This is a genomic window from Trichocoleus sp. Lan (genome assembly GCF_039961855.1).
GTDB lineage: Bacteria > Cyanobacteriota > Cyanobacteriia > Cyanobacteriales > FACHB-T130 > FACHB-T130.
In genome coordinates, this window is record NZ_JAMPKA010000008.1 from 189,926 (window position 1) to 211,410 (window position 21,485).

Sequence of the window (21,485 nt, forward strand, 5' to 3'; positions counted from 1 at the left end):
AAAATTTATGCTGTTTTTATTAATGTTAGTCGTTATCAGTAAAACTCAGTGATTTCGACACCGAAGAAGCTAGCCTACGTCTACCCTTTGCTTGAGCGTCTTTTTCACCTTCAGAGATAATATCTTTTAAAACATCCCTAAAACTGTGTAGTGTTCGGTTGAGGTGAACGCCAAGAAAAGTTCCGTTGAAGTCAAAATTATCTATACGCTCATTTTGCGACTCACATGTAAGCCTTGATGAGCCGCTACCGATGGAAAACCAACCGAAGCTACTTCCGAGTTGAGACAGAACATACAAACCATATCCTGAGTTTCCATGAATGTTTTCCTCATCAGAAAACGACTTAGTTCTTGTAATACCTGGTTGCACAGAAAGCTTAATAGCCTCTTCATCATTGTTTGCATTATAGGCTTGTTTAATTGTTTCATAAATCCCACATCCTTCATCAAGGATGGCAATTTGGGCTTTTCCATCCTGCCAGCGTTGTCCACACAAAAAACACTCATCAGCCCCAGAATGTTCAAAGACGTTTCTGAGTATCTCCCTGATTGCATAACTGTATGTATTTAGGTCTTGAATATTAGCTGTAGGAGCAGATAAAATATTTGCCAAGCTTTTAGATTGAAACTCAATTGCGTCTAATATTTTCTCCTTGCATGCTCTAGCATATTCCTCTAGTTCGCTACGTGTAATACGTCGTATTGGGAGATACCGAGTTGATCCGGTTGCCTCACCTATCTGCTTCCCTCTGTCAATCCCGATAAAATTGAAAAAGCCTAAGTGCATGAGGTAGGTGTGAACATAGTTTGTGTCATCAATTCCCTTCTCCGTGGTATCAAGTCCATTTTCCTTTCTAATTTTTATCCATTGCCTTAAATAACTACCAGCGACTAACATGGACAGAGGAAAGGAATAGGACAACGGTGTAAAATCAATAAAAACGTGTTGCTCGGATTGGGCATTGCGGAGTTCCTGAAAAAACGGCAATAGGAAATCTTGCTCTAACCTGTGTGGTATTTTTACTTCGGACATATTGCTCATTACTTAGAGTTCTAGCACTCATCATATACTTAAAAAATTGAGCGATCGCATTCAAGCAAAAAGTCTCTCGACGGATACTTGGATATCTGGAAATGCCAACGGCGCGATCGCATTCTTATCCCTCTAGCTCTACTCTCCCAAAGCCAAAGCAGCACGAGAAGCGATCGCTCCTGTGTTAGTCAGGGTAGTTACTCCTACACCAATACTTAATCAGTTATACATATTTCTGCCCATCTTATTGAGCAGTTGTTTTGATTAAGTTGAGGCTATAGTCATACAAGTATAAAAATAGTTTTGAGCATGACCACACAAACCTGTCCCATTTGTCATACTGGGGTGCCTCCTTCTCTTCGATACCCGGCATACATTTGTAGTGACTGTCGCAGTAAAGCGACAGATATTAATGGCAGAAAACTGCATTTTTACAATAGTTCCATGTCAGGTGGATACATCGCATATTATGCAGACAGCAACGACGAAGAAGAATACAAAAGCCACTTCTGCTATATAGATGGAATCAAATGCAGAGCTGATGAAGGAAGGGTTGGGGGTATAGTGATTGAAGTATATTCAGGCTAAGAACCTAATTGCAAAAATCACCGCCTCATACCTTTTCCTTTTGTGGCGATGTGATGCCGCGCTTAGTCAAATTTTCTTCGAGTTCTCTAATGAATTCAAAGTCCTCCTCCGGCAAAGGCTGACTTCCACCCCCTAAGAAACCCTCACCGATAGAAGACTTCTTCTTCAGGAAGGTGAACGCCCGTCGGAACTGATCGGGAGTTGCCTCAATCGGCGCATCAAAGTGGCAGGGAATAATTCGCTGGAAATTCCAGCTTCCCACCTCGTCCGCCCAATCAATGACTGCCTGAGGCGCTTGGGTGAAAATGAACGATTGCAGAATCGGTGCGACGAACGGGCGACCGCCCCCTCGCAGCGCCTCAAAGGACTGCTGCCAGTTATCCTTCCATTTAAAGGGAAACCAACCGAAATACGCCTTCTTTGACCGATCTGGTGCTTTCAGAGCATCGCGCAAAGCTTGACCCTGCCCGCTCATTTCCAAAGCACTGGGACGGAGGTACAAAGCAAACAGCGCAATGCGCTGCCATCCCTTGCGACGATTCGCCTCAGTATCTTCAACCCGCTCCAAGGCGCTATCTCTGGCGTGGAACAGCAAGGGATATGGGTCAACTTGGACAATCTCTGGCGGAGACTCTGGCACCGAAAGTACCGAATCTGTCAGCAGCAGCGTGCGCGATCGCTTGTGCAATAAAGCAACTTCTTCAAACGACCCTCGCCCCAAGTCGATGCTCAGCACCGCATAATTAAAATCCTCAGCAAAGGGCGCATCCTTGCTATTCTCCGGAAGTACGTGAGTCCGTTTGCTAGGGAAACCAAGCCAACTCAACGGCAGATTCACCGGAAAGCTCCATTGGTTCTCAGTCACAAACACCTGTGCCAAAGGAAAGCGTCTGGCGAACGGACCCACGAAAACCTTGTGTTCTAAGCCAGAAGCGGTTGGCAGGATGATGTACTTAACATCGCCGTGTTTCGCCTCCAACTCCTGAACCAGCCGGATACACTCTTTGGTCGCTGCAACTGGGGCATAGACGAGAAGACCTCCTTCTGAGAGCTTAACGACGGTCATGCGAATCGGTACGACAGTGTAGAGGATGCCCTGCATCTGGTCAAAAGTCCAGATCGTGTCCTTCACGACTTCTTTGCGGAGTGTCCGCCGCCGACTGTATGGGTAGAGTGGCACAGCCAGCCAAAAAGGCCATGACCAGTCTCCAGGTTTGATACTCAAACTATCTTGCCCCTGCCCAAACGATGCCTTCAATAGGTGTGTCTGGTGCGCTTTTTTTAGCGGTTCTATCCACTCCACGACCCCTTCCCCTTCTTCATGAATGCTGACGCCCGTGTTTGTCGAATTTCTAGCTGCTGGAGGAAAGCAAACTTTTGACTCAATAACTTATTTTTATCTAAAATCTAGACCCGCATGACAATTAGATTTTAAACAAACGCTCGTTTTCTACCCTATTAGGATCAATCCTTCCCAGATAAAGCAGACCTAACCCCCTCACAAGGGTAGGTTTTTTAGAGGATCAAGGAGTGGGAAAGTGGAGGAGTGGGAGAAAGCCGATTTTTCCGTTGATGAATCATCCCCTTGCCCCCTTTGCCCTTAAAAAAGGTTTACAGCAAATTACCCTGACGTTGCCACCGTGAGGACAACAACGCGGCTGTCTACATTGAGAACTTGGACTCCTGGGAATAACGTAGTCATCGGCACCTTCCAATGGGAGTGACCGCAAATGACTAACAACTCGTTCGCTGTGGCAAGTTCAGCGCGAATTGACTGATTTCCGATGAGTTTCGCGTCTGGATCGTTGGGACCTTCGTGCAAAATTAGGATATCTGGTAACTCCTTGAGCAGTTGGCGAATAGCTTGATGAAAATCCTTTTCTGAACGACGCCAAAGTTTAGTCGGTTTGCCGATAATCCCTGAGATGCCTGCGATGCGAAATCCATCAACCACAGCAATTTCACCATCTAAATAGCGGATACCTCGCCCCTTTTTAAAGGTTTTAATGTCCTCTGGCGTGTTTCCCAAGATGTCATGGTTTCCTGCAACTCCAGCAACCCAGCGAAAACGACGACTGAAAGATTGCCAGACTTCGCGGACATCTCCCTCACCCCCACGCTTATCGCTTCGTGCGTAAAGATCGCCTGCCAAGATAATGCCTGTTTTCTGTGGGGATGGAATTCGTCCCAGGTTCGCTAAAGTTTCTAATTCTTCCGCGACACGATGACCGAGAAGGCGTCCATCTGTGGGATTGATACCCTGTAAATCACTAGCGATGATGATGGCGTCTAAGCCAGGTGGAAGTGAGTCAGCTTCTGCCGATAAAATCGGTAAAACTTGCTCAACCACCTGGAGATGACCTGCCGCAGCAGCAGTAATAAAGGGGATTTCATGAATGGGTTGGTCGGAAATAGAAGCAATCCGCATAGGGCTTAAGGGTAGCGTTTGCCTTGAAAAGACGTTGTCATCTTGACGCCAGTTCAACTGCGAAATTGCTGCTATTCCTGGCACTGACCGATTGGAAGCAAGATGTAGGTTTATATCAAACCTACATTATTTAAACGTTTTATAAAAGCAGGGCGTCTACTGTAATTGCTCGTGAATTTGGTTTAGGCGTGTCCGAAAAGCTAGCTTTTGGTTTTTATTGAGTGCTAAATCTTGGAGGTTCAAAAGTAACTTCACCGCCTCATCATAAGCTTGCGCCTAAGAATTTCCTAGCAGCCGTTCGACATCTTTCTCAGCATCGGCTTCCCGTTTGGCTAACGTCTCTAACGCTTTGATGTGTCTTACTTCGGCTTCTTGCCTTTGCCTAATCGTTTCCTATTTCTCTTGTTCTTCTGCCGCTTCAAATAACTGCTTGATAGTCCTTAGTGGCTGGCTTCCGAGTTAAGCCACACGAATTAGTTCAGATAATTTATGGTTAATTTTAAGGGAAAGATTCGCTTCTTCTTGAGCAAGCCGCAGCAACAAGATAATAGAAGATGCGATCGCTATCGCTGCATCAACACGTTCAATATCCTGTTCGTGTACAGGATGTTGAGGTGCTGAGAAATCGCTACGGACTCACGCCGATCGCGCGATCGCCCGCTCTTCTCCATTTAAGCTAAAAATAGCGGATCGACCCTTAGCGGAACTCCTAGCGCCAGATGAACGGGTGACGGTGGTTTCAACCAGCAGGGACAAGATGCAAGTTGACGGGACAAGGCTACAAATCCAATTGAAATCCTTGACTCCGCCCAAATTCGCAGTCCTTTATCAGATTAGATGGAATTGCTCTAGGGATATTTGAGCTTTTGCGCGTAAAATCTCCACCCTTATTTTTTATATTATTAAAGAATATTCGGAAACTTTTTTATAGTTTTGTCAATCTAAACAGGGCATGACTTTGGGAAGTTATCAGCGGCTGGTCTTAAACTTGGTGAGTCCGACAATGTTAAGATACCCAAAGTTTGTCATCGTTCTGTTTTCAGCCCCCCAATAGGGTTATTTTATGGTATCTTCTGGAACTGCTCGTCGTCTCGGTTTTACCTGCCTTGCTGGCCTACCTTTGACAGTGTCTTTGGCTCTGCTACAACCCGTGCAGGCTCAGAACCAAATCCCTGCTCTACCAGAAGACACCAGTCAAGCACAACCGGATTTAACCGATCCAAACAATCTCCGCCCCATCGATCCGGACAGTGGCTTATTGAGTATGGCAGGAGGGAACCGTTTGCTGAGTGAGGCAGATAGTGCTGTATCTTCGCAAAACTATACTCTAGCTGCCAAGAAGCTCCAAGAGGCTCGTCAGGTTTTTAACCAGTTGTCCAATTTCTATCAACAACTGGGTTCTAGCTTTTCGGGAATTGATAATCGAGTTTACGAGAGCCAGCGCCGCAAGGCTGTAGAAGCTGCTCAACTTCGAGATCGGGCAACTTATCAGCTAGCGTTGGTACATCGCGCGCAAAATCAGCCAGATTTGGCAGTACCTTTGTTAATACAGATTGTTCGCAGTCAGCAGCCGACACGGGATCTCGGCAAGAAAGCTTATCAGCAGTTGCTAGAAATTGGATTTATCGATTCTCCTGATTCTGCACCGGCTAATTCTTCGAGCGATCGCTCCAATTCATCTTCCTCTGCACCTAAACGGTAGATTAGAATTAGCAACTTGAAGTGATACGGGAGTTTAAATGGTTAGCCCAGATCAGGTAGAGGCGATGATCAAAGCCAAAATGCCAGATGCCCAGATTCAAGTTCAGGATCTGACTGGCGGTGGCGACCATTACCAAGTGACAGTGGTTTCGTCGCAGTTTGAAGGCAAAAGGCTTGTACAACAGCACCAACTGGTTTACGGTGCAGTGCAGCAAGCGATGGCTACAGAAGCGATTCATGCTCTAGCACTGAAAACCTATACTCCCCAAGATTGGGAGGCTGCTACCAAGCGAGGTTGAACCTGAATAAAAATTGCGTTCTCGCGCACTGGCATTACACTAGAAAATAGAGGCATTCCAAGCAGAACTATGACGCCAGAACTAAAAGAGCGGATTGACAGCTTGCTCAAAGAGCATAAGATTGTGGTCTTTATGAAGGGCAATAAGCTGATGCCCCAGTGTGGTTTTTCTAACAATGTGGTACAAATTCTGAATACTTTGGGCGTACCCTACCACACGATTGATATTTTGGACGACTGGGAAATCCGGCAGGGAATTAAGGAATATTCTAATTGGCCTACCATTCCCCAAGTTTACGTTGATGGTCAGTTTGTTGGCGGCTCAGACATTCTGATTGAACTGTATCAAAAGGGCGAATTGCAGGAAATGGTTGAAGTTGCCTTAGCTTCCTAAAGCTTTGGGATACGAACTGAAAATTCCCTCCTGGTTCTTCAAATTAAGAATCTAGGAGGGAATTTTTACTGGGTTTAGGATAACTTGCGACTAAATTTAAAAGCTCATTCAAAAGCTGTGCAGCCTAAATCATCCTAAATAAAATTATTGACTGGACTAGGACGTAAACGATACTAAGGGCGATCGCTCTTTTTTCAAATTTTTCCTTATCGGCTGTATAAAAATTCCGAAGCTGCTGAACTTCAAAGATAAACAGCACCCGGAAGATCGCTGTTGTCTACCCAAACCCGATCCCTGTGGGCAATTTAACCACATTATCCACAGGCAACGATGGCAAGGCTGATGCTGATAGCCTCAGCTTGACCAAAGCAGCTAACCCGAACTAATAATAGTCCGATTTAGGTTGAGTCTGGGTCATGTCAAAGTTGGATGGATCGTAAATGTAACGGGTAACTTCTTCTTCTAAGCGGTGGATGAGAAAGGGTTCCAGAACGTTAGAATGACGCATAGCTGCGAGATAGCCATCTAAAAACAGCCGCAAATCATCGAAACGATAACCCCGATTCCACATTTCGACGAGGGCGTCGGTGAGTCTTTGGTAGTAGCGGATGGTTTGAGAGTCCTGTAGCATGGTCGGAAGTATCAGGTTTGAATTAGAAGTATAAGGGGTGAAGTCGCAAGAAGGAAACTTTCGCTCTAAGCGGTTAGCTTTGATTCTGGCAACTCATTAAGGGCGCTAGGCGCTAGGCGCTAGAAAACGCAAGCGTACTTCGGGTTTGCTTCAGTTAAGGCTAGTGTCTTAACCAGAACTACAGCGGTTTGGAGTTGCGGTGCGGAAACCGAAAACGAATGCACCCCAGTTTGGTGATGAGAGAACGCTTGGTTGTGTTCCTTGAAAATTAAGGGAATAAAACCAAAACTCATCCTTCCGGGAGCAGCGAGTTGCGCGATCGCTTTCACTTTAGTTTCATCGTAGAAAACTTGATCCCCAACGTCATGCCCCTGCCGAGCGATTTGTGCCATCTTTTCTAGCAAGCACTTGAATTTAGTCGTTAGCTGGTTTAAACCGCCGGTTGACAAAGACTGTCTCTGTAATAAGCAGAATTTTAAGCTTTTGTCAATAAAATTCCGGTTTTTTAACCACATTTCCGATTACCAGGATAGAGGTGCCTGTTGTCCCGTGCCTGGTATATCCAAAACGCGATTTGTCTCATGCCTTGTGCCTCACGCATGCCTTGTGCCTCACTCAGTGGGTTTCTAGTAGGAAAGACATCCTGCTTGCTTTAGCTAGGTATACTAATTTGGTCATCGGAAGCTTTTGGCATGGCATCGTTCAGTAAACTTGACTAAACGTTACCCTTCGTTAACTTTCATTTTACTGACTGCTTGGTGAAATGGCAGCTTTGACTTCAGACTCGCCCTAAATCTGTAATATTTCTTTTAAACTATTAAAAATATAAAACAAAAGTTTGAGTTTTAATAGAATTTTTTAACTTTTAACTTTTAATTTTTAATTGTATAGCCTAGACCCCTCGTAGCCCTGGTTACAGAATCCTGACATAAGCTTTGTTAAGCTAAATCTCACCAGCTTGAAGGGAAGCATGCCACCGTGGGATCGATTTGCATTCAGATCATCGAGGGGAACCCGCACCTGCGATCGCTACTGGGCTGGCACTTACAGCAAGCAAGCTACTGGGTGTGTCAATCCGCTGGCGTTCATCAAGGTAGAGAAACGTTTTATACTCGCCAACCTGCACTCGTAATCCTTGATTCCGACCTGCCAGATGGCGATGGAATTGAATTTTGCCGATGGCTTCATCAACAGGGACAGGTACTCATCTTGATGCTGTCCGCTCGCAGTATGGAAGCCGATATTGTCGCTGGGTTAAAAGCGGGAGCCGACGATTATTTGACCAAGCCATTTGGGATGCAAGAATTTATGGCGCGGGTTGAGGCGCTAGTTCGCCGCGTTCGGGTCACAGCTGCACCGATGTCCCTAGATTATGGCGACCTAAAAATAGACTTAGTGCAACGCCGCGTCCGCTTCAAAGAAGAATTCATTGACCTGACGCCCCAAGAGTTCAGCCTGCTTTACGTTCTGGCACAGGCTGGAGGAGTAGCGCTGAGCCGTTCCGAACTACTGCGCCGCGCTTGGCCTGACGCTATCGATAATCCACGCACCATTGATACTCACGTCCTCTCCCTACGCAAGAAAATTGAAACCGATCCTCGACAACCCAGCATGATTCAAACTGTCCGCAACGTGGGCTATCGGTTCAATCCAGAGATTCTTAAGGGAGCAGAACCAGTTGCCTCAATAATTGAGAACGATTCCAAACCGCTCCCTGCTCATGCTACCCCTGCCATGCTAGGCGGACAGAACCGCCACCGCTAAGTATCAATTTTTAAGATAGATAAGATAAACTTTGCCACCCACCTCAAATCCAAGGCACTTCAGTTGTCGGGTAGATTTTCGGGCGAGGTTCTGGGATTCCCTGACTCTGACGGATCGCTTCTTGACGACGAGCGATCGCCCACTGGCGCTGTCGCCACATCACAAAGCCAGTGATAAATAGAACGGTGGGGGTCAAGCCAGCGAACACATACAAAATCCGCATTCCCAGCCCACCATAAATCCCAATGTGCAAAGTAAACAGCTCATTCATAATCCGGGTTCCTAGAGGTACCGTCAGCGCATTTTCCACCCGCAAGACCTTCCCACTGTACTGGTCGAGATAGACACGGCTACGACCATCTGGGCGGATTTCCTGGGGCAATTTCTTCGTGACCCTGACGATTCCATCCGGTTTACTAGCAAGAGAAATGAAGGTGGTTTTGCCTTCTGGCAACGCCGCATCAGCTTTGGGCAAAATTTCTGCCAGTGTCAAAGGTGACTTGCCCACTTGAGGTGTAGACGTTAAGGGAGTAGGTTGTGGCGTCTGTGTCAGCCAGTAGATTGCTGGTTCGGTTTCCGCGTGAAAAATCATTGCGGCTCCTGTGGAAGCAATCAGGAGCAGAAACACAGCAGACACGATACCCCCTACCTTATGGAGGTCATAGTTGACCAGCTGCCAGGGAGCTTGCCACCTGATCTGGAAGCCGGAAAGGAGCCTTCTCCAACCAGACCATAAAATCATCCCAGAGACGCTCAGCAGCAACAGCAACAAGCCACAAATCCCAACGACTTTCTCGCCAACCTTGCCAGCGAGGAGAGAGAAGTGGATGTCATACACGAAAGTCATCAACGTGCGTCCCCACTGTTGTGTGCCGAGGATCGCTCCAGTGTAGGGGTTGACATAAGCGTAGATAAACTCATCCTTCTTTGATTCCATCCCCACCGTGTACACCGAGTCTGGCTTTCGCGGCAGATCGATATAAGACAGTGTCAAGTCTGGATAGGCTGAGCGGACGATCTGTAAAGCTGAATCTGGGGATATGCGATCGCGCAGGCTCTCGGAAGCAAGTTCGCCTTGCGGGACAACCTGATGTAAATGGGAATTGAGAGCGCGATCGATCTCTTCGTGAAAGACTAAAGCGCTTCCCGTCAATCCGATTACAAGTATCAGAAGACCGAATATTACACCCACATAGCGGTGCAGTATCAATGCAAGTTTGCGTAATTTCATCAGCAAGACTTCCTTTGAATTTTGTCTTCTGGCTTCCTCAGGGCGGGTTTAATCTAATACTTTTCAGTAAGGCTAGTTCCTCTCAAATAGAGCTGAACAAATAGAGAAACATAGTCCCCCTCAAAAAAGGGGGTTGGGAGGATCTCTGAGCGATGAAACTTACTCATCGAAAAGTATTGAGCTTTAACCAGAATGGCGTTGGGGATACCAGATTAACCGCTTAGCCAGAGCTTAAAACATCAAAATTCCACCCCAAATGTCCCTAACACAGTTAAAGGCGCTCCGGGGTAAACTAAGAAGCCCTGAGAATCGTAATATTTGATATCAAAGAGATTCTTGATATTCAGAGCAGCGCGGTAATTGTTCCGCCGATAGAAGATAGCGGCATCAGTTCTCAAATATGAAGGGATTTCGATGGTATTTGGAAGTTCCGCTTCCCGAGCCCCCACGAAATATACTCCAGCTCCAAAACCTAACCCTTGCAGAGAACCTCTTTGGAATTCATAGGTCATCCACAAGCTAGCGCTATTATTTGGCGCGTTAACCAATTCGTCCCCTTCAGGAATGCTCTCATCTTTGCTCACAAAAGCATCCATATGGGCATAAGATGCAATAACATTCCAACCGGGTCTAATTTCTCCCCTCACGTCCAATTCGATGCCTCGGCTCTTAACTTCTCCCGCTGCAATTGAGAAATCACTATCATTGGGATCTGCCGTGGCAACGTTTGTTTTCGTTATCTGGTAAGCTGCCAGCGTCGTGGACAATCTGCCATCTAAAAATTCGCCTTTAATTCCGGCTTCGTATTGGGTACCTCTTTCAGGCTCTATTAGCTGTCCGTTCGACGTAAAAGCAAAAATATTTGGTCGAAAAGAGCGGCTGTAACTGGCATAGAGTGAAATCGGTTCTATGGGCTGATAAACAATTCCAACACGGGGTGAAAAGGCTTCAAAGTAACGGCCGGATTTTTCAGCTTCGCTGCCATTCAAAGCGTCTGAAACATCTTCGATGTCAAGATCGACCGAATCAAATCGACCGCCAATCAGTAATTTCAGATTTGGCAACAACGTTATCTGATCTTGTACATAGATACCTAACGTATTAGTGTTTTCTTCTCTGCCAAAGGCGTCACCGAAACTGTTTGGACGAGGAAACCCGTAAACTGGATTGTAAATATCAATTGAAGGGAAATTTGCTCTGCGTAATGTGTAGCCATTTCTAATTTTACTTAACTCCAACCCTATGAGAAGTTGATGATTAATCGAGCCAGTATTAAATTTGCCTACCAAGTCTGTTTGCAGAGAATAATCTTCTCTGTTTTCATCAGAGTCATTATATCTTCGCCGTAAGGTGCGTCCATCTCCCTCTAATTGGAAGGTACGTGCTTGGACATTTTTACGCTCTGTATCAACGATTTGAGCTGAAAAAGCATTCCGGAGCCGCCAATTTTCGCTAAAACGGTGATCCAGAACATAACTAGCTTTATGGCTTCTATGGTTGTAACTGTCGTTGGGTTCTCCTAAATAACGACTAATGGGAAGATCAAACATCGCAGTTAGCGGTGGAAAGGCTCGGTCGAAAGTTCGATCGAGATCCAGGTACTCATACTCCAGGGTTAAGGTAGTTTTATCGGTAATCTTGAAGCTTAAGACAGGTGCAACCACGAAAAGCTCGCTGTCTACGAAATCTCTAAAACTACCCGAATTCTCATAGGCAACATTCAATCGATACAATACATTTTTGTCAGGATCGAGGGGGCCAGAAATATCTATCGATGGGCGATAGAAGTCGTAACTTCCAGCCGTAAATGAAGCGGCATAATAAGGTTCGCTCAGCGGTTGCTTGGTGATGTAATTCACGACACCACCCGGTTCAATCTGACCATAAAGCACCGAAGCTGGCCCTTTGAGAACTTCGACTCGTTCGATGTTGGCGACATCCGTTAATGAGTAAAAACCGCCATCGCTGAAACCATTTCTCAGGTTACTGGAGATGGCAAATCCCCGGATGGTGTAGTTATCCGTAGCGCCTCCATAACCCTCGCTTCGCACAACGCCACTGACGTTGCGTGCAGCTTCTGTGATTCTTACGACTTGTTGATCCTCAATCACCTGTCGAGGGACAACCTGAATCGACTGGGGAACGTCGCGCAAGGGTGTATCGGTTCGCGTGGCGGTTGTGGCGTCGATGACTCTATATCCGCCTTCTTGCTGACCCGTCACTACTATTTCAATTTCTTCTGGCTCTTCAACTGAAGCATCTGCATCTGGTTGGGTTTCGTCACCAGGTTCAGCCTCTGAAGGGGTCTGGGGCGACTCAGAAGGCTCAAAGTCAGTCGTCTTTGGCGTTTGGCTAGGAGGGGAAGCCTCTGCTGTTTCGGAGGCGGTTGTTAAGCTGAGTACCACTCCTTGCGGACTCGGCACCACCTCTGCGACTGGTAGTTCTGCGACGCCTTTGATCGTTACCCGAACACTGTTGCCATACAAGCGGTTTACGGTTAAAGAAGTTATGCCGAAAGCTGGGTTGTCCTGAGTAAACGTATCCCCTTCTGGAAGGCTTAGCTGGGCGTTAAGCAGGTCAATGAGCAGGGTTTGGTCATAGCTGGATGTGACCACTTGGGGCGCTGCTCCATTTGTCGTCTGCAAAATCACTTGCAAGCCGTCGGGTGTTGAGTTGAGTTGCACACCTGTTACTACGACATCAGCCCGTACTGGCTGAGCCACTGTCATGACAACTGAGCCTGCGAGCAACAAGCCAGGAAGTAATTGCTGTAGTTTCATTCCGTTTCCACACACCTAATTTATGCACCCAGGTCTTGGTTAACAAGCCTGATTTTTATTGCAAGTAATTATCATTAGTGTGGTTAAGATAAAACGACGCCTGTGCAAAAGTCAAGTGAAAAAATTTAGAGGCATCGCCTACGAGAAAGATTGACAAATGGCTAGTTTTGGGCATTTGTTCTTCAGCAATTGGCTCAAGCTTAACTTCTTTAACCAATGTTTAAAGAAGTTAAGCAAGCGAATAATTGACAAAACCTTATAAAAGTGTTTTCTCTAATTAAGAAAGTTATTCAAGAAAGGCGAATTTAATCCACCAGCAGGCTGGTTTAGAGTGGAGAACGATTGCTTTTCGCCTTGTTAATAGATCCGATGGCTACAAAATATTGAGTCCTAGAGAAATCACGAGGGCGATCGCAGCCAATCTCTACACGCGCCAACTCTACACGCGAAACTAGAGTGTCTGAAAAATCAGCGAAAAAACCCTAACACACTTAGTGACTCCTGAAGCGCGACTCCTGAAGCGGCGGCGCAGGTCAAAAATCTATCACATCAAATTCAAAAAAACGCTGAGAGGCTGAGCGTCGCTCAGCCTCTCGATTCAGGCTATGGCTGAAGTTTTTTGATCAGCGCCAGTGCTTCTTTGGACTCATCTGGCTTGCCTTGCTCAGCGAAGAGTTCAGAGGCTTTCTGAAGGTCTTCAATCGCTTTATTATCTTCCTCTAGCTGAGCATAAGCGATTCCTCGCTGATAGTAAGCTTCTGCTTGATCGGGCTTTAGTTTGATAACTTCGCTGTAATCAGCGATCGCTCCGGCGTCGTCTTCTAACTCAGTCCGAGCTAGTCCTCGATTCAAATAAGCTTCATCATCCTTGGGATCGAGTTGCAACACTTTGCTGTAATCAGCGATCGCTTTCTCGTAGTCCTCTAGCTCAACAAGAGCTACGGCTCGGTTATAGTAAGCTTCCGTATCATTGGGATTTACTTCTAGCACCTTCGACAACAGATCGACGGCTGCCTTGTAGTCTCCCGCATCAAGTTTGTCCAAACCCTGTTGGAGCAGCGCCTCAGGATTCCCTTGGAGGCGGGGACTGCTGGGAGCAGGCGGTTTAATTTGAGGACTAGTAGACGCAGGCGGTTTAATTTGAGGACTGGTAGGCGCAGACGGTTTAATTTGAGGACTGGTAGGCGCAGACGGTTTAATTTGGGGACTAGTAGGAGCGGGGGATGGTTTGATTTGAGGACTGGTAGGAGTGGGGGATGGTTTAGTTTGGGCACGAACTACAGGGTTCACTCCACCCACTCCGATAACAACTCCTAGAATTGCGATCGCTGTCTTGATGTTCATAAATCTACTTAGTGACGAGTGATTGGGTATTCAACAATCAGTTCAAGAGTCTATACCCACTCTGGTTGAGAGGCAATTATTCATTGTTCGTAGTAGCTGAACCCGATGATTCTGCTGAGGAAGGTGCAGCTCTCCGCCGCCGCGCCCGTGGAGCTTGTTGTGCCTGACTTGCTGAACCGGCTTCCAGACGCCGCTGCCGCCGCGCCCGTGGGGCTTGCCGTGACGGTCTAGAGGTCGAACTAGAGGCAGATTCCACCCGCCGCCGCCGTGCCCGTGGGGCTTGCTGGGACGGACTGGCAGCCGCAGATTCGACCCGCCGCCGAGAACGACGCGGCGTTTCTGAGGCACTCCTGGAAGAAGAAGCTGTTTCCAGACGCCGTCGCCGACTAATCCGGCGTGTTTCTGAGGCACTCCTGGAAGAAGAAGCTGTTTCCAGACGCCGTCGCCGACTAATCCGGCGTGTTTCCGAGGCACTCGTGGAAGAAGAAGCTGTTTCCAGACGCCGTCGCCGACTAATCCGGCGTGTTTCCGAGGCACTCGTGGAAGAAGAAGCCGTTTCCAAACGCCGCCGCCGACTAATCCGGCGTGTTTCCGAGGCACTCGTGGAAGAAGAAGCTGTTTCCAAACGCCGCCGCCGCCGGGGAGTCGATGACTCCGAGCTACGGCTGGAAGATGCCGATTCTGTGCGACGACGTTCGCGAGAACGACGCGATCGCTCCGATCCTTCTAGCTGAAAATCAACTGAAGCCACAACCCCCTGTCGTCTACCAGAGGAAGAATCGAACTTCCAATTTCTGGCGGCTCTCACGGCAGCTTCATCAAGTTCGCTGCTACCGCTGGAACGCGACAGCCGAACATTAGTAACATTTCCTTTGTCGTCAACATCAACACTGACTTTGGATGCGCCTTCGACGCCTTGCCGTCTCGCATTGCTTGGATAGTCGGGCTTGTCACATTTAACGCAACCGATTCGGCTTGATCCCGATCTTCTCGAAGGACGTTCTTCATCCCTGTCTCTTGGCTCAGTTCTTGGCTCGGTTCTCGGTTTGAAATTTTCTGGAACTATCGCTACATCCCTTCCGCTTCCCGGTTCTTTGCTGGTGCCAGTGCCTCTACCAGAGCCACTGCCGGTACCTAAGCCATTGCCGGTACCTGAGCCATTGCCCGAACCATTGCCTGTACCCGTACCCAAGCCATTGCCTCTACCAGAGCCATTGCCGGTACCCAAGCCATTGCCGGTACCCAAGCCATTGCCGGTACCGCTTCCTTGTCCTGAGCCTTGAGTGCTGCTGCCCGTCCCAGAACCACTGCCTAGCAGGCTTCCCAATCCGCTTGCAACAGTAGATCCGCCGACAGCACTGCTTTTATCAGTTTGACTGCCACTATTTCCTGCACTTTCTTGAGTTTGTCTGGAGCCAGTGATTCCTCTAACCAAATCTCTAAATCTTTCAGATGTTTGTTGCTGGAAAGATGGACTCGCTTGTGTTGGCGCTGCTGGCTTGTCATTTTGTGAAGACGGCGCAACGGCAACCGATCTAGGCTGGGGAATCGGCTGCGAGTTACTTGTTCGATTGGGTTCGTCAGTGCGTTCCAAAGACGTCTTTTCTACTGGTGTGGGTGGCACGCTTGCCACTCGATCGGGATCGACTCGTTGCTCGACTCGTTTGGGCTTTTGAGCGGGTCGGAACGGAGGTAAATTTACTGCAAGCGGCTGTCGCACTGGCTGCGGTACCACTTCAGGGCGTGTAGGCGCGGGTTGCGACGCTACTAGTGGAGAGCGAGCGATCGCTTTTGGTTCCGTACGAGGTTGAGATGTTGGCGCAGCAGCACTGGTATCGGGTGTACTGCTTTGACTCGAACTCTCTGCTGCAACTGAACCTTCTTCCGATTCCTGCCTAGAACCCGTAAGTATGCGAGAGCCTCCGGCTGCAACTGAACTTGCTGACGATGGCGTCTGCTCTTGTTGATCTTCTTTTGGTGTATCTTCCTCTGGTTCCAAAGCTTCAAGATTCTCAGGATCGAGAACCACAACTTCCATTGGCTCTTGTGCAATGATGTCAGATGTTTTCACCCAACGATTGCTCGTCGCCAACGCCCCTATATGGAGTGCTAGGGAACCGATAAGGCTATAGGCAATAAAAGACCTCAGAGCCTCTTCTTCTTTTTCTCGCTGCTGAACAGCAACAGTTGACAAGCCCATATATTATTGCAAGTTATTTGCACTTGTTTGGTCAAGGTAAGATGCACTGAAGTAAATGTCAAGAGGGAGAACCAGTAAAATGGGCTGCTATCACCTTAGCCAAACCCTCTCCAAACCTTTCGTTGATAGGCTTCTCAACCTTTTCAACGGTTCTATTAAAATTACTCAACAAAAATCATTATTCCCCAAGTTGTGGAGAACTGCTTGACATAGATTCTCATTAGGTTTAATTTCTCTTGAGAACTTCTATCAGCTTTAAGACTCAAGAAAGCTGGTAGGCTAAGCCTTGTTGAGTGCCCTAGAGAAACTTAGATGGGAATTAGTAATCTTTTTGCGGCGGGCGGCGTGGTCATGTGGCCACTCCTAGCATTTTCTATATTAGCGATCGCTCTCGTAATAGAGCGTTCAAGATTTTGGTATCGCATTAACCGACGGCAAGGTCGGGTTGTCCGAGATGTGATGAAGCTTTATCAGCACGATCCCGAAGCTGCTGTGCATCGGCTAAAGCAGAATGTTGACTTGCCGATTGCGCGAATCTTTTTGGCAGCATTGGAACTGGAACAACCCAATCCAGAAGAATTTCGATTAGCGTTGGAAAGTGAAGCGCAAGCAGAGTTACCGGGATTGAAGCGATTCAATGTGGTGTTTGAAACGATTATCGCCCTTTCCCCTCTGTTGGGGTTGCTGGGAACGGTTTTGGGATTGATTACCTCCTTTGCCTCACTGACGCTAGGGAGCGTAGGAGGCAGCCAGACAGTCGGTGTTACAGCAGGGATTAGCGAGGCGTTAGTTTCCACCGCCAGCGGGTTAATTGTGGCGATCTTTGTCCTCGTGTTTTCAAATGCCTTTCGCGGCTTCTATCAGAGGCAGTCAGCGCACATTCAAGAGTACGGCGGTCAGTTAGAACTGTTATACCGTCGCCGTTATGAAAAAGGAGAGCCTTCCTATGCGACTACCCGATGAGCCGGATATCCCAGTCCAGATTAACATCGTGCCGATGATCGATGTAATCTTCGCCATTTTGACCTTTTTCATCATGTCCACGCTATTTTTGACCCGTTCAGAAGGACTATCGGTAAATTTGCCGAAAGCAGCGACCGGACAAGCTCAAAAATCGACACCCGTTACAGTGTCAATTGACGAGGAGGGAGAAATCGCACTCAACCGCCAGCCCATTGATTTAGAGGAACTGGAAACAGGAGTGCGATCGCTAATTCCATCTGAGCAAGAAACCCTTGTCGTGCTAAATGCTGATGAAGGAGTTAATCACGGTCAAGTCGTGGCGGTGATGGATCAGTTGCGTAAAGTTAAAGGTGCAAAATTAGCAATCGCTACGAAGAAATAATCCGTCCATTGGGTAAAAGATTATTTGTTATCAGTCGATAGTCATTAGTTTGTTCCTACTAACTAATGACTTATCACCAATGACAATTACTAATTACCCTTAACCCCAATCTTGAGCAGCTTGTGCTTCTGCTTGGATAAAGCGATCGCGTAAATTAGTCCAGTCTATCTGTGCTGCTGAGACATCCTCAAGCAACTGCCCATCCTGCAAATACAAAACCCGATTGCAAAACATTTGAGCTAAATCTAACTGGTGATTGACCATCACCACTGTCGTTTTTCCCTCGTTGCACAATTGTGTCAATACTTGCAGGACGTAAGCAGCACGACCCGCATCTAGGGCAGATGTCGGTTCATCAAATAATAAAATTTTAGGTTCAATCATCAAGGCGCGAGCTATTCCAACCAATTGCCGCTGTCCTTGCGACAGTTGAACTTCCATTCGCCCTAACCAATCTTCTGGGATGTGTAGTTGCTCGATCCATTTGAGCAATTGTTGCTGAATTACCTGTTTTGTGACTCCTTGCAAAACTAGAGGATAAGCTAAGGCATCTCTGACCGTCATTCCCAAAAGTTTTGGTTCTTGAGAAACCAACATTACCTGCCGCCGTAACGGGATAATCGGAAGCTTTCGGTAATCTTGATTTTCTAGGTAAATTGTGCCAGCAGTGGGTTCTAATAGCCGGTTTAATAGTCGCAACAGCGAGGTTTTTCCGGCACCAGAAGGGCCAATTAAACACAAGCGATCGCCCGGAAATACCTCAAACGAAATCTCCTTCAATAAATACTGCGAACCAACTGGCGCTGCAAGGCTTACCCGTTCCAGCCGCAGCAAATTTTTTTGTGCTTTCGTGTCTTCGTAGTTCAAAAAATTATGTCAATTGTCCTTGTGTAGTCGCCATCCAAATTGTCCACGCATCTGTAACAAAAAGCAGCAGCGAGAACACTAACAAAATTAGATACATCCAAGGCTGAGACAAAGGACGAACATCAGTTGTATCAATTCCCGTCTTGTCTTCCACCAGTTTAACTAACCGAGCAAAGCCAACGACCCGCATCGGTAGCAAATAAGCTTTTTGCTCTGACTTACTTATAAAGTAATAAACGATTCCACCTTGCCCTGTCGAGCGAAATTTTAAATCTTTGACTTCTGCCCAAGCTAACGACCAACCCTTGCGGAAGAAACCGGGAACCCAGCGAGGATAAGTGACCTGGATTTTTTCATCATCCACAATCACTCGTTCGCTGAGGACGCCAGATAACGGGACTAACCCTAAGGCAATTCCCAACCACAGCAACCAAGGCGGTACGGGTGACGCAGATGCCTGTGACAAAAACGGTAGCGGAATCGTCAGTGCCAGGTAAAGTGCCATCAAGGTGATGCGAATCAGGGGGGAAATGCGAAAAACGAAATGACTGGGTTGCGCTGATTCCGACTGGGCTGATTCCGACTGTAAATCAAGATTTTGTGACACGCTTTTAACTCAAAATCTAAAATTTAAAACTGAAATTGTTTATTGTTGCCGCGTCCAAACCGTTTGAGTGCCTTGTCCCCAAAATCCATCAAATTTGGTTACTTTGACATCTCCTAAAACCTGGGTTTGACAAGCTAAGCGACGGTTTGCCGTGGGAGAATGAGGAGGAAGCGATCGCCTGGTTTTATCTTTCCAGTTGGCTTCGGAAACGTTTCCTTCTACTGCCACTGCACAGGTGCCACAGGTGCCAATCCCCTGGCAATTAATGATTTTTGCCTTGCCATTGTAGAGGTCGATGCCATTTTCCAGTAGCACTTTACGCAGGTTAGCACCCGTACTCCACTCAAACGTTTTTCCTTGAGCTGTTACCTTTGGCATAATGATGGATTCAACGAGCCTCTTGAGTGACCATTTATCTTCACTTTATTTTTACAGTTCTTTACAAAATTAGCTGTTAAATTTTCTCCCTCGGCGACAACTTCCCATGCACTCAGATCAAACAAACCGAATTTGGATTTACGACACGACATTGCGCGACGGTGCCCAACGCGAAGGGCTATCGCTGTCACTCGAAGACAAGTTGCGAATTGCCCGAAAGCTAGATAAATTAGGCGTTCCGTTCATTGAAGGCGGTTGGCCTGGGGCGAATCCCAAAGATGTACAATTTTTTTGGCAATTGAAAGAAGAACCGCTTTCCTCCGCGGAAGTTGTCGCTTTTTGTTCTACTCGCCGTCCAAATACAACTGCGGCAGAAGATCCGATGTTGCAGCCCATTCTCGCGGCGGGGACGCGCTGGGTGACGATTTTTGGCAAATCGTGGGATTTACAAGTTACAGAAGGTCTGAAGACCAGCTTAGAAGAAAATCTGGCGATGATCGGAGATACGATTGAATATCTCCGCAGTCAGGGGCGGCGGGTAATTTACGATGCCGAACACTGGTTTGATGGCTATAAGCACAATCGGGATTATGCGCTCAAGACCTTAGATAGTGCGATCGCAGCCGGTGCAGAATGGCTCGTTTTCTGCGACACCAATGGCGGCACGCTTCCCCACGAAATTAGCCAAATTGTCCGGGATGTTGCCAGTGTAATCGGAATCAGCGCTCAGCAGTCAGAAGCCAACAGTGAGTTCAAAACTCAAAACCTCCCCCTGCTCGGCATTCACACGCACAATGATTCTGATACAGCAGTGGCGAATGCTTTAGCCGCTGTCATGGAAGGAGTCAAAATGGTGCAAGGCACCATCAACGGCTACGGCGAACGCTGCGGTAATGCTAACCTTTGCTCTTTGATTCCCAATTTGCAACTCAAACTGGGATATGACTGTATTCAAGACGAACAACTGCTACATCTGACAGCAGCCAGTCGTTCAATTAGCGAAGTCGTCAATCTTGCTCCCGATGAACACGCACCGTTTGTGGGTCGCTCTGCATTTGCTCACAAAGGCGGTGTCCACGTTTCAGCGGTTGAGCGCAACCCGTTGACTTACGAACATATTCAGCCAGAACAAGTCGGCAACGAGCGTCGAATTGTGATTTCCGACCAAGCTGGATTAAGTAATATTTTGGCAAAGGCTCGCAGCTTTGGCATTGACCTAGATAAGCAAGATCCCGCCTGTCGCCAACTTTTACGCCGCCTTAAGGAACTGGAAAATGAAGGCTATCAGTTTGAGGCAGCAGAAGCAAGTTTCGATTTGCTGATGCGCGAGGCACTGGGACAACGGCAGCAAATGTTTGAACTCAAGGGTTTTCAAGTCCACTGCGATATTGTCAGGAATGCAAACGCCCTTGCCACGGTGAAAGTTGCTGTCAATGGCAAAGATATTTTGGAAGCTGCGGAAGCAAATGGTCCCGTTTCGGCGTTGGATGCTGCATTACGCAAAGCTTTAGTCAATTTCTATCCAGAAATTGCTGTATTTCACTTGACTGACTACAAAGTGCGGATTCTCGACAGTGGTGCCGGGACTTCAGCTAAAACTCGCGTTCTCGTGGAATCTAGCAATGGTCATCAGCGCTGGGCAACTGTGGGGGTTTCTAGCAATATTCTGGAAGCTTCTTATCAGGCAGTGGTCGAGGGAATTGAATACGGTTTGCTGTTGCAATCTTCAGCAAGTCGGACGACAGAAGTTGCAGCAACACAATTGTAGAAACCAGAGTAACTTAACGTCAGTACGGGTTAAGCAGCAGGGGGTAAAGCCCAGTCAATCTGGAGAGAAGGCTTCTTGGGCTGATGGCAATAAGCAATCAATCCACAGACGATATTGACCAAAAAATT

Annotated in this window: 20 protein-coding genes and 1 pseudogene; 8 read left to right on the forward strand and 13 right to left on the reverse strand. The window is 47.3% G+C overall.

The annotated features are described in order from the left end of the window. Positions 1 to 25: 25 nt before the first annotated feature. From NDA03_RS09700 to NDA03_RS09710, 3 genes are all read right to left on the reverse strand, one after another. Positions 26 to 1,033 (reverse strand): ATP-binding protein, encoded by a 1,008-nt coding sequence (locus NDA03_RS09700; RefSeq protein ID WP_348237919.1) that lies wholly within the window; start codon positions 1,031 to 1,033, stop codon positions 26 to 28. Positions 1,034 to 1,646: 613 nt separating this feature from the next. Further along, a complete protein-coding gene (locus NDA03_RS09705) occupies positions 1,647 to 2,879 on the reverse strand; it encodes a DUF4336 domain-containing protein (RefSeq protein WP_348237930.1) in 1,233 nt (410 codons plus the stop codon). A gap of 363 nt (positions 2,880 to 3,242) precedes the next feature. After that, on the reverse strand, positions 3,243 to 4,049 hold the full coding sequence (locus tag NDA03_RS09710; RefSeq protein WP_190428945.1) for a metallophosphoesterase: 807 nt from the start codon (positions 4,047 to 4,049) through the stop codon (positions 3,243 to 3,245). Positions 4,050 to 4,603: 554 nt separating this feature from the next. Between NDA03_RS09710 and NDA03_RS09715 the strand changes: the two genes are divergently transcribed. From NDA03_RS09715 to grxD, 4 genes are all read left to right on the forward strand, one after another. Next, positions 4,604 to 4,729, forward strand: a complete 126-nt coding sequence (locus tag NDA03_RS09715) for a hypothetical protein (RefSeq protein ID WP_348237920.1) — start codon at positions 4,604 to 4,606, stop codon at positions 4,727 to 4,729. Between the two features lie 383 nt (positions 4,730 to 5,112). Next, positions 5,113 to 5,751, forward strand: coding sequence for a hypothetical protein (locus NDA03_RS09720; RefSeq protein ID WP_348237921.1), 639 nt, complete (start codon positions 5,113 to 5,115; stop codon positions 5,749 to 5,751). 37 nt (positions 5,752 to 5,788) lie between these two features. Further along, a complete protein-coding gene (locus NDA03_RS09725; protein WP_190415578.1) occupies positions 5,789 to 6,049 on the forward strand; it encodes a BolA family transcriptional regulator in 261 nt (86 codons plus the stop codon). Between the two features lie 69 nt (positions 6,050 to 6,118). Then, the gene (gene grxD / locus NDA03_RS09730; RefSeq protein WP_190415580.1) at positions 6,119 to 6,442 is read left to right on the forward strand and encodes a Grx4 family monothiol glutaredoxin; all 324 of its coding nucleotides are present in this window, start codon (positions 6,119 to 6,121) and stop codon (positions 6,440 to 6,442) included. A gap of 382 nt (positions 6,443 to 6,824) precedes the next feature. Here the strand turns inward: grxD and NDA03_RS09735 are convergent, their stop codons facing one another. Beyond that, on the reverse strand, positions 6,825 to 7,073 hold the full coding sequence (locus NDA03_RS09735; RefSeq protein ID WP_190415582.1) for a DUF6761 family protein: 249 nt from the start codon (positions 7,071 to 7,073) through the stop codon (positions 6,825 to 6,827). Between the two features lie 119 nt (positions 7,074 to 7,192). Then, a complete protein-coding gene (locus tag NDA03_RS09740) occupies positions 7,193 to 7,588 on the reverse strand; it encodes a hypothetical protein (protein ID WP_348237922.1) in 396 nt (131 codons plus the stop codon). Between the two features lie 463 nt (positions 7,589 to 8,051). Here NDA03_RS09740 and NDA03_RS09745 point away from each other — a divergent pair, with 463 nt between their 5' ends. Further along, positions 8,052 to 8,837 (forward strand): response regulator transcription factor, encoded by a 786-nt coding sequence (locus tag NDA03_RS09745; protein ID WP_348237923.1) that lies wholly within the window; start codon positions 8,052 to 8,054, stop codon positions 8,835 to 8,837. A gap of 43 nt (positions 8,838 to 8,880) precedes the next feature. Here NDA03_RS09745 and NDA03_RS09750 read toward each other — a convergent pair whose 3' ends face one another. From NDA03_RS09750 to NDA03_RS09765, 4 genes are all read right to left on the reverse strand, one after another. Then, positions 8,881 to 10,068 carry a PepSY-associated TM helix domain-containing protein gene (locus NDA03_RS09750; protein ID WP_190532439.1) on the reverse strand — a complete coding sequence of 396 codons (1,188 nt, stop codon included), beginning with the start codon at positions 10,066 to 10,068 and terminating at the stop codon, positions 8,881 to 8,883. Between the two features lie 239 nt (positions 10,069 to 10,307). After that, a complete protein-coding gene (locus NDA03_RS09755; RefSeq protein WP_348237924.1) occupies positions 10,308 to 12,848 on the reverse strand; it encodes a TonB-dependent siderophore receptor in 2,541 nt (846 codons plus the stop codon). A gap of 603 nt (positions 12,849 to 13,451) precedes the next feature. Beyond that, on the reverse strand, positions 13,452 to 14,192 hold the full coding sequence (locus tag NDA03_RS09760; RefSeq protein WP_190674381.1) for a tetratricopeptide repeat protein: 741 nt from the start codon (positions 14,190 to 14,192) through the stop codon (positions 13,452 to 13,454). 76 nt (positions 14,193 to 14,268) lie between these two features. Continuing rightward, a complete protein-coding gene (locus NDA03_RS09765) occupies positions 14,269 to 16,392 on the reverse strand; it encodes a TonB family protein (protein WP_348237925.1) in 2,124 nt (707 codons plus the stop codon). A 312-nt stretch (positions 16,393 to 16,704) separates the two neighbouring features. Here NDA03_RS09765 and NDA03_RS09770 point away from each other — a divergent pair, with 312 nt between their 5' ends. Next, positions 16,705 to 17,355, forward strand: a complete 651-nt coding sequence (locus tag NDA03_RS09770) for a MotA/TolQ/ExbB proton channel family protein (protein ID WP_190415596.1) — start codon at positions 16,705 to 16,707, stop codon at positions 17,353 to 17,355. Next, positions 17,339 to 17,737, forward strand: a complete 399-nt coding sequence (locus NDA03_RS09775) for a biopolymer transporter ExbD (protein WP_190415598.1) — start codon at positions 17,339 to 17,341, stop codon at positions 17,735 to 17,737. Before NDA03_RS09770 ends, NDA03_RS09775 begins: the two co-directional genes overlap by 17 nt. Positions 17,738 to 17,836: 99 nt before the next feature. Here NDA03_RS09775 and NDA03_RS09780 read toward each other — a convergent pair whose 3' ends face one another. The 3 genes from NDA03_RS09780 to NDA03_RS09790 all read right to left on the reverse strand — a co-directional run bounded on the left by NDA03_RS09780 (position 17,837) and on the right by NDA03_RS09790 (position 19,589). Further along, positions 17,837 to 18,604, reverse strand: a complete 768-nt coding sequence (locus tag NDA03_RS09780) for an ATP-binding cassette domain-containing protein (protein ID WP_190674387.1) — start codon at positions 18,602 to 18,604, stop codon at positions 17,837 to 17,839. Between the two features lie 4 nt (positions 18,605 to 18,608). Next, positions 18,609 to 19,136, reverse strand: a complete 528-nt coding sequence (locus NDA03_RS09785) for a hypothetical protein (RefSeq protein WP_190674684.1) — start codon at positions 19,134 to 19,136, stop codon at positions 18,609 to 18,611. A gap of 114 nt (positions 19,137 to 19,250) precedes the next feature. After that, positions 19,251 to 19,589, reverse strand: coding sequence for a 2Fe-2S iron-sulfur cluster-binding protein (locus NDA03_RS09790; protein WP_190674390.1), 339 nt, complete (start codon positions 19,587 to 19,589; stop codon positions 19,251 to 19,253). Between the two features lie 106 nt (positions 19,590 to 19,695). Between NDA03_RS09790 and cimA the strand changes: the two genes are divergently transcribed. Beyond that, on the forward strand, positions 19,696 to 21,357 hold the full coding sequence (gene cimA, locus NDA03_RS09795; protein ID WP_348237926.1) for a citramalate synthase: 1,662 nt from the start codon (positions 19,696 to 19,698) through the stop codon (positions 21,355 to 21,357). A 29-nt stretch (positions 21,358 to 21,386) separates the two neighbouring features. On the opposite strand, the pseudogene NDA03_RS09800 reads toward cimA, so the two are convergent. Next, positions 21,387 to 21,485: pseudogene (locus NDA03_RS09800) on the reverse strand (IS982 family transposase); the annotation flags it as partial.

Bases quoted from the DNA above. Each gene is read 5' to 3' on its own strand.
- NDA03_RS09790 (WP_190674390.1), bottom strand. From the start codon at position 19,589: ATGCCAAAGGTAACAGCTCAAGGAAAAACGTTTGAGTGGAGTACGGGT.
- NDA03_RS09710 (WP_190428945.1), bottom strand. From the start codon at position 4,049: ATGCGGATTGCTTCTATTTCCGACCAACCCATTCATGAAATCCCCTTT.
- NDA03_RS09760 (WP_190674381.1), bottom strand. From the start codon at position 14,192: ATGAACATCAAGACAGCGATCGCAATTCTAGGAGTTGTTATCGGAGTG.
- NDA03_RS09715 (WP_348237920.1), top strand. From the start codon at position 4,604: ATGCGATCGCTATCGCTGCATCAACACGTTCAATATCCTGTTCGTGTA.
- NDA03_RS09775 (WP_190415598.1), top strand. From the start codon at position 17,339: ATGCGACTACCCGATGAGCCGGATATCCCAGTCCAGATTAACATCGTG.
- NDA03_RS09765 (WP_348237925.1), bottom strand. From the start codon at position 16,392: ATGGGCTTGTCAACTGTTGCTGTTCAGCAGCGAGAAAAAGAAGAAGAG.
- NDA03_RS09755 (WP_348237924.1), bottom strand. From the start codon at position 12,848: ATGAAACTACAGCAATTACTTCCTGGCTTGTTGCTCGCAGGCTCAGTT.
- grxD (WP_190415580.1), top strand. From the start codon at position 6,119: ATGACGCCAGAACTAAAAGAGCGGATTGACAGCTTGCTCAAAGAGCAT.
- cimA (WP_348237926.1), top strand. From the start codon at position 19,696: ATGCACTCAGATCAAACAAACCGAATTTGGATTTACGACACGACATTG.
- NDA03_RS09720 (WP_348237921.1), top strand. From the start codon at position 5,113: ATGGTATCTTCTGGAACTGCTCGTCGTCTCGGTTTTACCTGCCTTGCT.
- NDA03_RS09725 (WP_190415578.1), top strand. From the start codon at position 5,789: ATGGTTAGCCCAGATCAGGTAGAGGCGATGATCAAAGCCAAAATGCCA.
- NDA03_RS09700 (WP_348237919.1), bottom strand. From the start codon at position 1,033: ATGTCCGAAGTAAAAATACCACACAGGTTAGAGCAAGATTTCCTATTG.
- NDA03_RS09735 (WP_190415582.1), bottom strand. From the start codon at position 7,073: ATGCTACAGGACTCTCAAACCATCCGCTACTACCAAAGACTCACCGAC.
- NDA03_RS09750 (WP_190532439.1), bottom strand. From the start codon at position 10,068: ATGAAATTACGCAAACTTGCATTGATACTGCACCGCTATGTGGGTGTA.
- NDA03_RS09740 (WP_348237922.1), bottom strand. From the start codon at position 7,588: ATGTGGTTAAAAAACCGGAATTTTATTGACAAAAGCTTAAAATTCTGC.
- NDA03_RS09770 (WP_190415596.1), top strand. From the start codon at position 16,705: ATGGGAATTAGTAATCTTTTTGCGGCGGGCGGCGTGGTCATGTGGCCA.